General features: G+C 64.2%; 18 protein-coding genes. 16 read left to right on the top strand and 2 right to left on the bottom strand.

What is annotated here, in order from left to right:
- Together QUW25_RS09680 and QUW25_RS09675 are read right to left on the bottom strand one after the other, a co-directional pair.
- A partial coding sequence (locus QUW25_RS09680) for a winged helix-turn-helix domain-containing protein (RefSeq protein ID WP_289512009.1) occupies positions 1-276 on the bottom strand: 276 nt, incomplete at its 3' end.
- 628 nt (positions 277-904) lie between these two features.
- Entirely contained in the window at positions 905-1,879 is a 975-nt protein-coding gene (locus QUW25_RS09675) for a hypothetical protein (RefSeq protein WP_289512008.1), read from the bottom strand.
- 157 nt (positions 1,880-2,036) lie between these two features.
- Here QUW25_RS09675 and QUW25_RS09670 point away from each other — a divergent pair, with 157 nt between their 5' ends.
- The 16 genes from QUW25_RS09670 (at position 2,037) to QUW25_RS09595 (ending at position 13,151) form a co-directional block, all read left to right on the top strand.
- Positions 2,037-2,243, top strand: coding sequence for a helix-turn-helix transcriptional regulator (locus tag QUW25_RS09670; protein WP_289512007.1), 207 nt, complete (start codon positions 2,037-2,039; stop codon positions 2,241-2,243).
- Positions 2,243-2,605 (top strand): hypothetical protein, encoded by a 363-nt coding sequence (locus QUW25_RS09665; RefSeq protein ID WP_289512006.1) that lies wholly within the window; start codon positions 2,243-2,245, stop codon positions 2,603-2,605. Before QUW25_RS09670 ends, QUW25_RS09665 begins: the two co-directional genes overlap by 1 nt.
- A gap of 14 nt (positions 2,606-2,619) precedes the next feature.
- Complete coding sequence (locus tag QUW25_RS09660) at positions 2,620-2,799, top strand: hypothetical protein (protein WP_289512005.1); 180 nt, start codon at positions 2,620-2,622, stop codon at positions 2,797-2,799.
- Between the two features lie 2 nt (positions 2,800-2,801).
- Positions 2,802-3,461 carry a hypothetical protein gene (locus QUW25_RS09655; RefSeq protein ID WP_289512004.1) on the top strand — a complete coding sequence of 220 codons (660 nt, stop codon included), beginning with the start codon at positions 2,802-2,804 and terminating at the stop codon, positions 3,459-3,461.
- 1 nt (position 3,462) lies between these two features.
- A complete protein-coding gene (locus tag QUW25_RS09650) occupies positions 3,463-4,020 on the top strand; it encodes a hypothetical protein (RefSeq protein ID WP_289512003.1) in 558 nt (185 codons plus the stop codon).
- On the top strand, positions 4,017-4,376 hold the full coding sequence (locus QUW25_RS09645) for a hypothetical protein (protein WP_289512002.1): 360 nt from the start codon (positions 4,017-4,019) through the stop codon (positions 4,374-4,376). The genes QUW25_RS09650 and QUW25_RS09645 overlap by 4 nt, the downstream gene beginning before the upstream one ends.
- On the top strand, positions 4,369-4,779 hold the full coding sequence (locus tag QUW25_RS09640) for a hypothetical protein (protein ID WP_289512001.1): 411 nt from the start codon (positions 4,369-4,371) through the stop codon (positions 4,777-4,779). Before QUW25_RS09645 ends, QUW25_RS09640 begins: the two co-directional genes overlap by 8 nt.
- A gap of 1 nt (position 4,780) precedes the next feature.
- The gene (locus QUW25_RS09635) at positions 4,781-5,128 is read left to right on the top strand and encodes an HNH endonuclease (protein WP_289512000.1); all 348 of its coding nucleotides are present in this window, start codon (positions 4,781-4,783) and stop codon (positions 5,126-5,128) included.
- Positions 5,129-5,256: 128 nt separating this feature from the next.
- Complete coding sequence (locus QUW25_RS09630; protein ID WP_289511999.1) at positions 5,257-5,496, top strand: hypothetical protein; 240 nt, start codon at positions 5,257-5,259, stop codon at positions 5,494-5,496.
- The gene (locus QUW25_RS09625; protein WP_289511998.1) at positions 5,493-6,944 is read left to right on the top strand and encodes a terminase large subunit domain-containing protein; all 1,452 of its coding nucleotides are present in this window, start codon (positions 5,493-5,495) and stop codon (positions 6,942-6,944) included. Before QUW25_RS09630 ends, QUW25_RS09625 begins: the two co-directional genes overlap by 4 nt.
- Before the next feature lie 128 nt (positions 6,945-7,072).
- Positions 7,073-7,255 carry a hypothetical protein gene (locus QUW25_RS09620; protein WP_289511997.1) on the top strand — a complete coding sequence of 61 codons (183 nt, stop codon included), beginning with the start codon at positions 7,073-7,075 and terminating at the stop codon, positions 7,253-7,255.
- Positions 7,256-8,020: 765 nt separating this feature from the next.
- A complete protein-coding gene (locus tag QUW25_RS09615) occupies positions 8,021-8,224 on the top strand; it encodes a helix-turn-helix domain-containing protein (protein ID WP_289511996.1) in 204 nt (67 codons plus the stop codon).
- Positions 8,217-9,848 (top strand): hypothetical protein, encoded by a 1,632-nt coding sequence (locus tag QUW25_RS09610; protein ID WP_289511995.1) that lies wholly within the window; start codon positions 8,217-8,219, stop codon positions 9,846-9,848. The genes QUW25_RS09615 and QUW25_RS09610 overlap by 8 nt, the downstream gene beginning before the upstream one ends.
- 339 nt (positions 9,849-10,187) lie before the next feature.
- Positions 10,188-12,242: a DnaB-like helicase C-terminal domain-containing protein gene (locus QUW25_RS09605; RefSeq protein WP_289511994.1), complete on the top strand. Its 2,055-nt coding sequence runs from the start codon at positions 10,188-10,190 to the stop codon at positions 12,240-12,242.
- Between the two features lie 276 nt (positions 12,243-12,518).
- Entirely contained in the window at positions 12,519-12,749 is a 231-nt protein-coding gene (locus tag QUW25_RS09600; RefSeq protein ID WP_289511993.1) for a hypothetical protein, read from the top strand.
- Positions 12,750-12,848: 99 nt separating this feature from the next.
- Positions 12,849-13,151: a hypothetical protein gene (locus tag QUW25_RS09595; protein WP_204562657.1), complete on the top strand. Its 303-nt coding sequence runs from the start codon at positions 12,849-12,851 to the stop codon at positions 13,149-13,151.
- The last annotated feature ends 367 nt before the right edge of the window (positions 13,152-13,518 follow it).

The raw sequence follows: 13,518 nt of genomic DNA, 5'->3' as shown, positions 1-13,518 counted from the left end.
GGCGTCCTTCGCCTCTATCTGCGACTCAAGGGACGCGATATAGCGGTTCAGGGCGTCCGTGACGGAGACGGGGGCGTCCTGCGCCGCGTCCGCTCCCGCGCCGTCGCCGCTCGCGCCGAGGGAGGCGGAGAGGGCGGAGGCCGCGTAATCGTCCACGACGAACGCAGCGCCCTGCTTGTTCACGTGGCCGTCCCATAGGCCGAGCTCCTGCAAGCGTCGCTTGACGGTCGGCTTGGACGCCCCGCAGGCGTCCGCAAGCTCCTTGATCGTAGGCATCGGCTACCCCTTCTCGTCCTGGGCGGCTCGGGCGCGCTAGTTGACATAATACTTATTATCACGCCCGTTTTTCGGTTCCGCTTAACGCTTCTACCTGCCGTTTTTCATCTGTACCGCATCGCGTCGCGGTCTGAACCGCAACGTTTCCGCAACGTGTTGCGCGATTTTGCGGTTCATTTTGCGGCGCGTTCCGGTTGGATTGTACCGCGAGCGCGCGGGAGACGCGCCACGATCTGCCGCCGCCGGGGCGCGTCAGCGGCGGGCGGCGCCCAGGCGTCGCAAGAGACGCATCCGTGTGCCAAACCGCCGGTTTGCTATACGGACGCCCGCCCCGCGCGCCGATGCTTCGCCGCGCCGGTCGGCCTTGGCAGGGCTGCGCCCGTGCACCGCGATTTTCTGAGTAGCAAGTAATGCATCGTCGTTCACACGCCCACGGCGGTTCACGTCGATACCGGCCCAGTGGCCGAGGGGGCGGCGGCTAGGGCCGCCCTGAGCGCCCTCGAACGGTAGGAAAACGGCGGCGAGCGGCAAGACGCCGCCAGACGGCGCAGAACGCCGAATGACGGCGGTTTCCGGCCCCTCGGGGCATCCGGTCGAGGGCACTTCTTTTAGGGCCTCATACGGCGTTCTACGAGGCCGTTTTCTCGTTCGAGGCCGCCTTCTCGCGCTCGGCGCGCTCGGCTGCCCGCTTCGCCTTGAGCTTTTCGTAGTTGTGCGCCTGCTGGCACTTGACCGAGCAGTAGTCCGCGCGCCGCTCGCGTCTCTGAACGCTCGGGTCTTGCACGGCATACGTGCGCGCGCCGGTCTTGTACTGAAACCACCGCCCGCAGTGCTTGCACTGTTTCAGAGGCTCGCCGTCTAGGGCTATCGCCACGGTCTGGGCGAGGGCGAGGGCAAGCGCCGGGGCCGAGTCCGGCATGGTGCCGCCGAACGGCGCTATCGCGAACGTGTGGCGGGCGAGGGCCGCGCTCGCGTACTGGCACGCGAGGTCTAGCTTTTCCTGCGCGTCTAGATCGTCGGCGCTCGGGTAGCCGCCCACCTTCACGGCGTCGAGGATGGTGTGGCAAACGGTCTTGACCGTCGCGACGGCCTCTTGTGCCTCATGGCGGGAGAGGAGGCCGGAGGCGTCCGCGTACCCGTCCGGCGTCGGGCCGTCCGAGGCGGCGTAGAGGTCTTTCGTCATGGCGACGCTACCGGTTATGCCCCATGCCTCATTGGTACCGAAACGTTTTTGGAATATGCGCCGCGTCATAAACAAGTCTTGGTGTGCCGTGTACGTCGCCGGGAGCGCGTAATAGGGCTGCTCGCCGTCGCTCACGTTGACGCGAGCGAGCGAGTACGCGAGGCCGTACCTGCCCATGAAAGCCTCTAGTTCGTCGGCGTCATACGGGTTCACGCCCAGAAGGTCGCCGAGCAGCCCGGACGTTTCGGAGGACTTGCGCCAACCGTTGCGCATCGGCTCATAGACCGTGTGGCCCGCGAGGTCATGGCGGGCGAACGAGAAGCAGCCGTGAGCCTTCGCGACCTCTCCGCCCGCCCCCGCGAGGCTCGGCATGGCGTAGAAGCGCGGGCCCGTAGTCTCCGCCTTGTCAAACTTGCTCATAGAAGCCCCTTCTCTATGTGTTTCAAAGACGCCACATCTTTAGAACTGCCCCCATCCTAACATAAGGGTGTAGGGCTAGACCACGACGAGAACGGAGGTAGAGGCATTGGCAGTAACCACACCTTGCGCCGGGTTCTTCGCAGATCGCATTACGCGATTGAAGTTCGAGCGCGAGAAGCAAGGGCTAACGCAGGCGGCGCTTGCCCGCGTGGCATGGCTCAACAGCTCGGAGCTTTCCAAGATGGAGCGCGGGCGAACGGTTCCCTACGAGGAGCAGGCGCGGCGCATCGCGGCGGCGCTTCGCTGGGAGGGGCCGCTTGAGGAGCTGTTCGCGCCCATCGACGCCGGGGAGGCGAGCGCCTAGTGGCAGACCTTCGCGGCATCGGGGCCGAGGAACGCCGGTTCATAGCCGAGTGGCTGCGCGTGAGCCTCAAGGGCTACCGCGTGGCCGAGGGCTTCGCGGACGGCGTTCCGTGCGTCTACGTTCAGGTCATGCGCCCGGACGATTGCGGAAACGGCCTTGTCTGCTTCGAGGTCTACGTCTCGTGCTCCTACAAGCGCAAGGGGCGCAGGGAGGCGGCCACGCGCGAGGTTACGGCTGCGCTAAGGGCGCTCGCTCACGTCGGGCGCTATGAGGAGTGGGGAGTCTACGAGCCTACCGAGTTCGCGGGCGAGTCCTCAGTCCTCGCTATCGGACACCGCCGAATGGGCGGGCAGGACTTCTAGAGAAAGAGGCACGAATGAACGTCAACAAGATCATGGGCGAGGTTCGCGGCAAGCTCGCGGAGGCCGAGAAGGGCATCCGCCTCAGCCAGTGGCCAGACACGGACGAGGGCCGCGAGAACGCCGTCTCGTTCCTTGAGGCCGTGGACGCGGACGTTCGCGGCGCTATCTCCGCGCTCAAGGGCGAGGAGGGCTAGGGATGTTCGACAAGAAGAGGACGGCGGGTCAGCTTTACGGGGTGCTCGGGCACCTCATGGGAGACGTTGACGAGATCGCGGAGGCCGATTACAAGCAGTACCTCGCTGGCATCCAACCCGGCGAGGTCGTGAGGCCGCGCGGCAAGCTCACGACAGAGGAGGGGCGCAAGCGCCTGCTCGCGCGCGCGAGCCGCTCATACGCCCGAATCGCCGAGCTGTGCGACGAGGCGGAACGCGAGATGGGCGAGGAGATGGCTCAGGCCCCGAGCGCCGAGGCCATTTCCTACCTTGAGTCCCTGCGCGGGAGGGCCCACGTCACGCGCGCCGAGATGGAGGCCGCGTACCGCAAGTACAGCGACAACTGGTCTGTATACCGCTCGCTCAAGGAGATTGAGCTGCGGCAGATCAAGAAGGGCGACAAGGTGGCGTGCCCCCAGTTCTCCAACACGCTTGAGGGCGGGCAGGAGTTCTTGGACGCCGCCCGCAAGGTCGCCGAGTCCTTCGTTCACGACGTGGCGTCGGAGAGCTTCAAGGACGAGACGAGCAGGAAGTCTAAGGCGTCCTGGACGCTCATGCTCATGAACGGCTACGCCGAGGGCAAGTTCGGCCCCGAGGTCTTGGCGGACGCTGGCAGGCTCGCCGGAGAGGGCGAGGGGGCCTAGCGTGACGTTCGATGACTTCAAGAACCGCGAGTTCCGCGACGTTTTGGAGGGCATGTTCGACGCCATGCGCGACGGCAGCCACCTTGGCGGCGCGGCCATGTGGTGCGACGGTCGCAGGCGCGCCGTGGAGGCGTGCGACCGCGCGCTCGCGCGCATCGGCGACCACATGGCCCGCCCCATGGGCGCGGACGCCGCCCGCTACGTCGAGCTGTTCGAGAGCCGCGAGCACTTGACCGAGAAGGACGTGGAGACGGCGCTCAAGGCCTACGGCAGCGACCACATGGCCGCGCGCCGCATCATCGACCACGCGCACGAGCTGGGACTAGTGGGCTTCGACGCGACCGAGGACGAGCGCATTCACTACGGCTTCGAGCTTGTCCGGGACGCCTGCTCGCGCGTGTCCTTCAAGGAGGAGGGCGGCCCGGTCGAGGAGCGCGAGGGCTACCGGTTCCTCAAGGTGACCGCGTGCGACTGGGGCAACTGGCTACAGGGCTACGAGAGCATTCTCGGCAGCAAGACGGGGCCGCTGCACGTGCCGCCCGAGGAGGTGGGCGCGTGACGCTATCGCCCGTCGCAGCCGAGCTAGAGCCGGACTTCAAGGCCGCGTGCGTCCACATGTTCGAGGCGGGGCGCGCCGCCCATAACGGCGAGGACGCCGAGCGCCGCAGGGCCGCCGCCGTGGAGACGTGCGAGGCAGCCGCCGAGTACGCCGAGGGGCAGGGCGACCGCGCGACCGCCGAGGCGTTCCGCCGAATCGCCCGAGAGTGCGCGTCCTTCGAGCTTCGCAGCGGCGGGCTCCTAACCTACGCCATGCTCAAGACGGCTGCGAGGGACTGGGCGAACTACCTAACGGGGCGAGACAGCTTCATGGGCCGCGCGTGCGGACCCATCGGGAAGGGGGCGGACAATGGCTAGGAGCGTCAAGAACGAGTGCGGCGGGAACTGGGAAGCCGCAAGGCGCGCCCTCTCGCTGGTCGAGCGGGCCCTGACGGACTTCGCCGCGAGCTTCGACGCGCTGGGCGAGCGCCACGAGGAGGAGCGCGCCGCCGTGGCTCAGGTCGCCTACGGTCGCCTTGACGCCGCGTGCCGCCTGCTCACGGAGGAGGGCGGCGAGGGCTTCGACGCCGAGGCGGTGACCGAGCCCGCGCGGCGCTTCGTGGGCGACGTTGAGGGCTACGCGCTGGGCGCGCCGTACAGCGCGGAGGGCGCGGCAAAGCTCGCCCTGGCAAAGACGGACGCGCTTCTCCACGAGGCGTGGAGGTCCGTCCCCTACAGGTTCAGGCCGGAGCCTTGCCCGACGCCTAGCGAGGTCGCCTAGCATGGGCGACCCCCGCGTATCGAACGGAGCGGCGCGCCGCGCCCTGCGAAAGCGCGTCGCGTCAATGGGCCTGCCATGCGCGCTGTGCGGCCAGAGCATCGACTACTCGCTACCATCCGGGCACCCGCTCAGCTTCGAGCTTGACGAGATCGTCCCGGTCAGCCGCTACAAGGAGGGCGGCTACGCATCGGCCACGGCCTGCGCGCTCGACCCGCGCAACGTGCGCCCGGTGCATCGACAACGAATCTGCAACCAGAAGCGGGGCAACGGGCTTCGCAAGCGAAAGGGCAAGGGCGAGGCCGTGGAGCCGAGGCCGTACAGGCCGATAAAGCACTCGCGCGAGTGGTGAGAGAGGGGTGGGGAGAATCCCCTCCCGGCCCCGCTCGGAAGGCAAGCCCGGGGGCATACCGCCCGAATTGACACGGGCTGTTCCACAGGGGCCCCGCTGGCTTTTTCCCACAACGAAAGGGGGCCGATATGGCTTCTAGAGCACAAAAGACCCTGCTAGAGCAGGTCAGGGGCAACAGCCGCCGCGCCGCGTTGGAGGCGCTGCGGGACAAGATAGCCCGGACCATCGACTCGACCGAGAGCGGGAGGGACATAGCGGCCCTGAGCAAGCGACTCATGGAGGTCATGGCCGAGATTGACGGCCTGCCGGACGGCGGCGGCGCGAGAAGCCCGCTCGACCGCGCCAAGATGGGGGGCGCTCGCCAGTGAGGTACGGTCGCCAGACGCCGACGTTCGAGGACGTGGGCGACTACGAGAGCAGCCGGGGGGCCGAGGCCGTGGAGCTGTTCGAGGGCTACGGCGTGCGCTTCATCCCGGCGCAGCGCTACGAGATGGAGCTGTACCTCGCGAAGAACTGGGCGGGAGAGTGCGCGGCGATAACCATAGCCCTCTCTCGCCCGAGGCAGAACGGGAAGAGCTACGCCGCCCGCTTCTACGCGCTGTGGTGCGCCTTCGTGGAGGGCAAGAGCGTGCTCTACTCGGCGCACAACGGGAGCACGACGCGCAAGTTCTTCAAGCTCATGGTTGACTTCATCGAGGGGCACGAGGACTTCGCTCGCAAGCTCAAGCCCAACGGTCGGGGCGTCTACCGAGCCAAGGGCGCGGAGGGAATCTACCTCGCGGACGGCACCGTGATTGAGTTCTCGACCCGGACGAACAGCGGCGCGCGCGGCGGGACATACGAGATCATCGTGGTTGACGAGGCCCAGCAGCTCACGGCGGACGAGTACGAGGCCATTAAGCCCACGACGATTGCGACGGACAGCGGCGACCCCCAGATGATCTATCTCGGGACGCCCCCCGGCCCCAAGTGCCCCGGCACCGTCTTTCGAGAGATGCACGACAAGGCCCACGACGGCACGGGCACGGCGTGGTGGCTCGAATGGGCTGCGGACGAGGTGGGCGACCCGGCGGACCGGGAGCGCTGGTACGAGACAAACCCCATGATGGGCTACAGAATCCGCGAGCACGTCATGGCGGACGCAGCCGGCACGATGGCGGCGGACAGCTTCGCCCGAGAATATCTCGGATGGTGGCCCGTGACGGTCGGCGCGGACGTGGAGCACGTCATGGACGCGGATACGTGGGGGGCGTGCGAGACGGACGAGCCGCCGGAGGACGGGCTAATGACGGTCGGCGTTAAGTTCAGCCCGGACGGCTCGCGAGGCAGCCTCTCCGTCTGCATGAGGCCGATGGACGAGGGCTTTCACGTGCTGCGCGGGCCCGCATACGTCGAGCTTGTCGAGACGCGCTCGCTCGGGCGCGGCGTCGGCTGGTTCGCCGATTGGATAGCGGCCCGCAAGGACAAAATCTCCGCTATAGCCATTGACGGGCGCTCGGGCTCGGGCGTGCTCATTCAGAAGCTCATTGACGCCAAGGTGAAGAAGCTCGCCATTGTGACGCCCTCCGTTATCGACGTAGCCACGGCAAACGCCATGATCCTTGACGCCGCGAGAGAGCGAATCGTCACGCACTACGGGCAGGAGCAGCTAACGGACGCCATGACGAGGTGCGCCAAGCGCAAGGTTGGGCAAGACGGGTTCGGCTTCGAGGACACGGAGGAGGGGGACGCGACCGTGGCGGAGTCCTGCGCGCTCGCCTACTGGCAGGCCATGACAACAAAGCGCAGGGCTGGCCGAAAGTGCCGCGTTGGATAGCCCCAGAGACGCCGCTGTGGCCGCTCAGCGTCGCCACAGCGGCGCGTATCGGTCACGCCGGTACCTAGTGGCCGGTAGACGGAGAACGGGCCTAGAAACGGCGCTCAGAGGCTCAGAGAGGGGCAGAAATGGGCAAGGACTACGCGACCATGACCACGGCGGCGCTGCAACACCGAAACTGCTTCCTCATGGGCAAGCTGGGCAGGGCGCGGCGGGGCAAGCTGCAAGCGCCGCCCGAGAAGGTGGAGGCGTGGCGGCGCGAGTTTGACGAGGTGGCGGAGGAACTGTTGCGCAGGGCGCGCAGGGGGTAGGGACTACCGTTTTTCGACCCCACAGCCACCGTTTTTTTGGGGACGCAACTACCGTTTTTTGGGGACGCAGAAATCGAGAAACAGGCATGTTTACCAGCATAAACGCCGATTTTCAAAAAGAGGAATGTGCCAAATACGCGGAGCAGGTATAGCCAGGACGAAAGAGGGCGCTTTCCGGGCGCGCGTTTCGGGTAGAATGGCAGTGTGCACCAGCGGTGCCCGTCCGGGGTCAACGGTCAGCGGGCGGCGCGGGTGCTACCGATTCAAGAGCCCGGTTGCCGCCGGGCTTTTTTCATCTCTCCACGTCATCCGTTCGATGCTTATGTTCCCGCCACAGGTCGAGTAGAAAGCGCCCTATGCTCGCGACTTGCGCGAGGGCTTGCAGGATTTCAAGAACTGGGTTCATAGGCTTTGCTCCAATCTCTCGAAGGGAGCGCCGCCCGCATCCGGGTACCGCTGGTGCGCCGTAGATTCTACCAGCCGCCGAGACAATCGAAGGAAACCGCGCTTAGGGGCGGTGGATTTTGCACTTAGACCCGGTGGAATCTGCACTTAGGGGGGCCGGAAATTGCACTTAGCAATTACCGCAAAAACGGCCATTTACCTGCACAAACGGTCGTTTTTTCTGCTCCCGTATATAGAACGTAGTTTGTGGACGGATACCTAGCTTCTACTAGTTTGTTACGGCTTGTAACTGGCTCAGAAAACGCTAAACGTAGTACAATTTAGTCCACCTACAAACTACGGAACTAGAAAGGCGGACACATGACAGGCCCAAACGACTACATGGAGGTATCGGAGATATGCGAGCTGTTCGGGGTGGCGAGGAACACGGTCTATAGGTGGCGACGGCTGGGCAAGCTCAAGCAGGTTTCGAAGGTCGGGCGCAAGACTTACTACCGCAGGGAAGACGTTTACGCCCTTATCGACCCCGAGGCCGCCGAGAAGGACAAGGCCGACAATGCCTAGCGACGGCGAGCAGATCGCGGGCACCTTCACCGGGGAGGACGGGCGCGAGGTGAGCGTGACCGTCGAGGCCGTGAACGCCGAGATTGAGAGCGCCATAAGCGCCGTTACGTTCGGCGAGGGCGCGGGCGACGAGCTGCGCGTGGAGGAGCGCGAGCCGGACGGCCTTCTCAGGCTGCGCGTTAAGCTGTTCGAGGAGGACGCCGGGAAAGACGGCCTCATGCTCGGAACCGTCAACAGCGACGGCGGGGCGTTGATGCTAACGCCGGGGCCGGTCTGGTACCTGCCGAAAGCCGAGGGAGCGCCCCACGGCGTCCTCATGGTTGACAGCATGGACAGGCTGCAACCGGTCGAGGGCGAGCCTCTAGAGAAGCGCGTGGAGCCTGCCACGGGCGGTCACAGGCCCGACAGGATAGCCATTCACCTTGACGGCGAGCCGCTGGGCATCGGTTCGCTCATCTTCGCCGTGGCCTTCGTTCGCGGAGCCATGGCGGCATACGAGAAGATGAAAGGGGCAACTCGCCGGAAAGAGGCGAGGACGCACGACGCCCAAGCCCTCCTATCAGAGGTCAACACGGACCCCATCACCAACGCCGTTATGAGCCGCGTCGGCAAGTCTGCTATCGGGCCGTTTGGCTACTGGAACGAGGACGGCACCGAGGTGTACACGGGAAGGGGAGGCCACGCGACCGTCACCCTATCGACCGAGGTTGATGGCGCGAGCATGGAGTCTCCGTTCGACCTCTACGGACTGAACGAGAGAGACAGGTTCTGGTACGACCTAGCTACAACCCTCTTCTTCTCGGGCCAAGAGGAGGTGACGGGCGCTCAGATACTGAGGCTGTGCGGCTATAAGAACCCCTATGACAAATCGTCGTACCGAATAATGAACGAGGCCGTCGAGTCATTCTTCAAGTGCATGAAGACCCTCATAGGCATTGACACGAGCGCCGAGCGACGGAACGGCAGGAAGAAGAACTCGGAAATCCTAGACACCATTGACGTAACCAACCTCCTCAACGTGAGAATCACGCTCGAAAAGAAGGCGATATGGACCACGGTCAAAGACGATGGAGGCGAGGAGAAGAAGGAGAAGCGAGAGGTTGTCTACGACTTCATCCTAAGACTCAACGAGAAGACTCCCGAGCAGGCGTTCCCCCTCAGTGCGTATGCGCGCTCTCGGAGCATGCTCGCGAGGATCTACCGAGACGAGTACGAGTTCAAGACCGTCAAGCCGTCTCTTGAGGCTCGGCAGGTCTGGTACTACATCCTCCGACACGTCCATTCGGGAATCTCCAACAGCGTCAACCTAGAAAGCATGTGGGCGAACCTAGCGTTCCCCGCGCCGGACGTTGCGGAGGTCAAGAGGAACGGCGAGAGGCGAAGCGAGAAGGAAATCGAGCGCGCTCGGAAAGCAGCCGTCAAGAAGCAGAGGGGCCGCATCCTCTCGTCGGTCGAGAAGATGTTGGACGAGTTCACCGAGCGGGGCAAAATCGCCGGATGGAAGTACACGGCCGACAGGAAGACGGGAATCGCGAAGAGCCTCACAATCTCGGCGGCCGAACGGCCGGAGAAGGCGGAAAAGTCTCTCGGAACGAGGGGCGGGAAAGCGGCGAGAAGGCGGTGAGTTTCACTAGAAACACGGACAGTTTCACTAGAAATCCGTCCTTTTTCACTAGAAATCCGGACACAAGGCCCGAAAAATCGCAGGTAGACATACGTAATTTTTTCTCATAGGTCTTATAGGTACTTCATAGGTATGACGCTTAACCCGCCGCGCTTTACGCGGGCGGGCCAAGCGCCTAGAAAAGAAGAAAGGCCGCACGGGGACGAACCGCGCGACCTTGTGGCAGGCGAGGGGCAAGCGAAACGCAACCCGGCGTTTGTCTAGTCAGTGAGAACACAGGTCAACGAACACGCCCCTCACGGACCATTCTACCGTCAGAGGGGCAGGAAGGCGGGGAGCATGGACTTTCAGCAAGTGAAGGAAATCGTCAGCCTCAAGGAGTACGCGGACGCCAACCTAGAGAGGCGAGGGCGCAACACCTACGTCTGCCCGATCTGTGACAGCGGCAACGGGCCGAGCAAATCGGCGGCCTTCACCGTTGACGAGAAGGGCAAGAGCTGGCACTGCTATTCGGCCAAGTGCGGCGCTCACGGGGACATTTTCGACCTCGCGGGAGTCCTCAACCAGACCGAGGACAAGCTCGAACAGAAGCGTTACGTCTGCGAATGGGCGGGCATCCCCGACGATGGCCCCGCCGTGTCGGCACCTGGCCGAGGGGCGTTCTCGTTCGATACGGAGTTCGTGGTATCTCGCGGGGGCGCGCTTAAGAGGAGGGACGCCGAGCGCCAAGAGGAGGACAAGACGGACGCCGAGCAGGAAGGGCTCAGGAAGAAGGCCGAGGAGTACGTGGTGCGCTGCCGAGACGGCATCCGCGACCCGCGAGCCGTCGCTTACGTCGAGTCGAGGGGCTTCACCGTCGAGGAGGCCGAGTCGTTCGGCTGGGGCTTCGACCCGACGTATACGACGGACATGGAGAGCAGGTCATACGGCAAGCCTGCTCTGATTCTGCCTTACGGCGAGGACGCCCCTTGGATGTTCGTGGCGCGCTACATCGACAAGGGCACGCACGAGGACAAGAAGTGCAACAACCCGAAAGACCTAAAGGGGCCGGAGAGCTTCGACAAGTCTCTCTCGAACCGAGAGGCCGTCTTCGTCGTGGAGGGGCTCATGGACGCCTACGCCCTTCGCGTCCTCGGGTACACGGCCATTGCCCTCAACGGCTCGAACCGCGACGAGCTGGTAGCTAGGAGCATCGTGGAGCGCGGCTATCGCGGCACCGTGGTAATCCTCACCGACAGCGACGAGGCGGGGCGCACGGCGCGCGGGAGGATGGAGGCCGTGCTCGACAAGGGCGGAATAGACCATATCTCCGCCGAGGTCGAGGGCTCTAACGACCCCGCCGAGCTATTCGAGCGCGACCGAGAGGCCCTCCGCGCTCTCTTGGAGGAGGTCCGCGAGCGCGCCGCGTCGGCGTCTGAGGAGCGCGCTCAGGAAGCATACGAGGAGGCTCTCGGGGCGTTCCGCGTGCTCGACCCCGCGAGCATCGCGGGAGACATCTTCACGCTTGAGGGCGCGAAAGACCCCATACCCACAGGCTTCTCAACGATAGACGGAGTTCTTGGGGGCGGGTTGCAGCCGGGCAGCCTCTACGTTCTGGGGGCCGTCTCCTCTCTCGGCAAGACCACGCTCGCGGTTCAGATCGCGGACAACATAGCGCGCTCGGGGCGCTCGACGTTGTTCGTTACCATCGAGCAGAGTGCTCAGGAAATCGTTGCGAAGAGCCTTAGCCGCATCATTAGCGAGTGCGGCCGCGACTGCAGCACGACGGATCTAACGAGCAAGCGGCGGCGCTTCGAGGACTGGGGGGAGGCCGAGTACTCGCGCCTCATAAAAGCGTGCGAGAGCTATACGAACGATATTGCCCCTCACCTGCGAATCTTGGAGGGAACCGAGCAACCGAATGTTGATAGCATCAAGGCCGTTGCCGAGTTCATGGGGAGACACGACGGACAGCCGCCCGTTATCTTTATCGACTACTTGCAGCTTCTTGCGCCGAAGAGCGAGCGCGACACGGACAAGAGGGCGATTGACAGGAACGTTACCGACCTCCGACAGGTGGCCCGCGACCTCCAGACGCCCGTCTTCGTAATCTCCTCGCTCAACCGCTCTAGCTACAGCGAGGGCGTGACAATGGACAGCTTCAAGGAGTCCGGCGCTATCGAGTATGGGAGCGACGTGCTTCTCGGCTTGCAGCCGGAGGGCATGCGCGAGCACATGGAGAAGACCAAGGACACGCGGACGAAGCGCGAGGCCGACAAGTTCATTAGGGACACCAAGGCGAACGACGTCCGAAGCTGCGAGATCGTGGTTCTCAAGAACCGAGCGGGGAGGACGCCGTACGAGGGAATCCCGCTCAAGTTCAGGGCGCGCGCGTCTAGGTTTACTGAGAAATAAAGTAAGGGAATAAACAATCATCTCAAAAGTTACTGGCCCTCTTTCGGCAGGTTCGCGGAAAGGGGGCCTATTTTTCTCCCTATGGATTTTGGGCGCATATGTTTACCTGCGATTTTTGACCATGTTGCGCCGGATTTCTAGTTAAACGTCCCGGAAAACTACGGCAACCACCCAACAAACAATGAGTAAATAAGTCGATATAGTTCACAGTACACCAATACACTACAACGTGATACAATGCTATTGTCATAGCAGGACGAGCGAAAGGAGAAGGCTATGGCGGAGCAGGTGGCAGGCAGGCAGGGGGCGAGGCTCACGGACGTTCAGGACGTGGCGAGCGAGCTTAGCCAGATCGCGGAGGGCTTCGCGTCGTTCCTCGCGTTCCACGGGTGCGGCATCGCAAGCGACCAACTGCCGTTCCTCATCGCGTTCGCGGAGGACATGGCGCACAGGGCGCGGAGGGCCTACGACATGTGCGAGAGCATCAAGACGGGGGAGGCGGCGTAATGGAGCTTAACATGGAAGCGTTGGACGCGAACGCCAAGAAGGCGGACGAGTGCGCCGCGCTTCTCGGCGAGGTGGCCGAGCTGTTGAAAGGCGGGAACAATGAGGCACGTTAAGGTGAACTTCCCCTATGACGAGGCGGGCTTCGAGCACGGCAACGGGGAGGGTATGTTCGTAATCGTCACGGACGAGGTACACGCCGAGGTCATGGACGATAGCTCGCGCGGCGTCCGCCTGCGCGGCATCCTCGATAACGACTCGATAGACCGCCCGTTTCTGGTTCACGGCCTTGAGGTCGAGTTCGTGACGCGCGGCGAGTTCCGCCCGGTCGCCCTCATGGAGGGCTTGGAGGACAAGCGCCCGGACATGGAGGCGTACCGCGAGGCGGCGTCTCAGGTCGAGTAGCGGCGGCGAAAGCGGCTCAGGCGAGGCGGCGGGCTACGGCCTGCCGCCTTCTTTGTGCGCCGCGCGACCGAAACGCGCGTTTCGCCAGTGCGTTCCGGCGTCTACCTGCGATTGTCGCGGTTCGCGGCGGGACGTTGGCGCAACGCTCGCGGAACGTGACGCGCGATTTTCCGGTTCGTTTTCCGGTCGTGTCGCGGCGCTACGGCTCCTCGCGCCCCGGCCCGAGGAGACGCCCGAACAGGCCGCGCGGGCGCTCGGCTATGGCGTTGGCGCGGGCCACCTGCTCGGCGAGGTCGGTTAGCCTCTCGCCCATGCCGTCGAGCTTCGCGCTCATGGCGGCGTTCTGATCTATGAGGGCCGAGATTTG

Source organism: Thermophilibacter provencensis (assembly GCF_030372065.1).
Classification (GTDB): domain Bacteria; phylum Actinomycetota; class Coriobacteriia; order Coriobacteriales; family Atopobiaceae; genus Thermophilibacter; species Thermophilibacter provencensis_A.
This window is presented reverse-complemented; position numbering and strand designations above follow the sequence as displayed.

Coding starts and splice junctions, on each gene's coding strand:
- QUW25_RS09600 (WP_289511993.1), top strand. CDS start 12,519: ATGGCGGAGCAGGTGGCAGGCAGGCAGGGGGCGAGGCTCACGGACGTT.
- QUW25_RS09610 (WP_289511995.1), top strand. CDS start 8,217: ATGCCTAGCGACGGCGAGCAGATCGCGGGCACCTTCACCGGGGAGGAC.
- QUW25_RS09595 (WP_204562657.1), top strand. CDS start 12,849: ATGAGGCACGTTAAGGTGAACTTCCCCTATGACGAGGCGGGCTTCGAG.
- QUW25_RS09675 (WP_289512008.1), bottom strand. CDS start 1,879: ATGAGCAAGTTTGACAAGGCGGAGACTACGGGCCCGCGCTTCTACGCC.
- QUW25_RS09655 (WP_289512004.1), top strand. CDS start 2,802: ATGTTCGACAAGAAGAGGACGGCGGGTCAGCTTTACGGGGTGCTCGGG.
- QUW25_RS09660 (WP_289512005.1), top strand. CDS start 2,620: ATGAACGTCAACAAGATCATGGGCGAGGTTCGCGGCAAGCTCGCGGAG.
- QUW25_RS09615 (WP_289511996.1), top strand. CDS start 8,021: ATGACAGGCCCAAACGACTACATGGAGGTATCGGAGATATGCGAGCTG.
- QUW25_RS09630 (WP_289511999.1), top strand. CDS start 5,257: ATGGCTTCTAGAGCACAAAAGACCCTGCTAGAGCAGGTCAGGGGCAAC.
- QUW25_RS09605 (WP_289511994.1), top strand. CDS start 10,188: ATGGACTTTCAGCAAGTGAAGGAAATCGTCAGCCTCAAGGAGTACGCG.
- QUW25_RS09640 (WP_289512001.1), top strand. CDS start 4,369: ATGGCTAGGAGCGTCAAGAACGAGTGCGGCGGGAACTGGGAAGCCGCA.
- QUW25_RS09620 (WP_289511997.1), top strand. CDS start 7,073: ATGGGCAAGGACTACGCGACCATGACCACGGCGGCGCTGCAACACCGA.
- QUW25_RS09635 (WP_289512000.1), top strand. CDS start 4,781: ATGGGCGACCCCCGCGTATCGAACGGAGCGGCGCGCCGCGCCCTGCGA.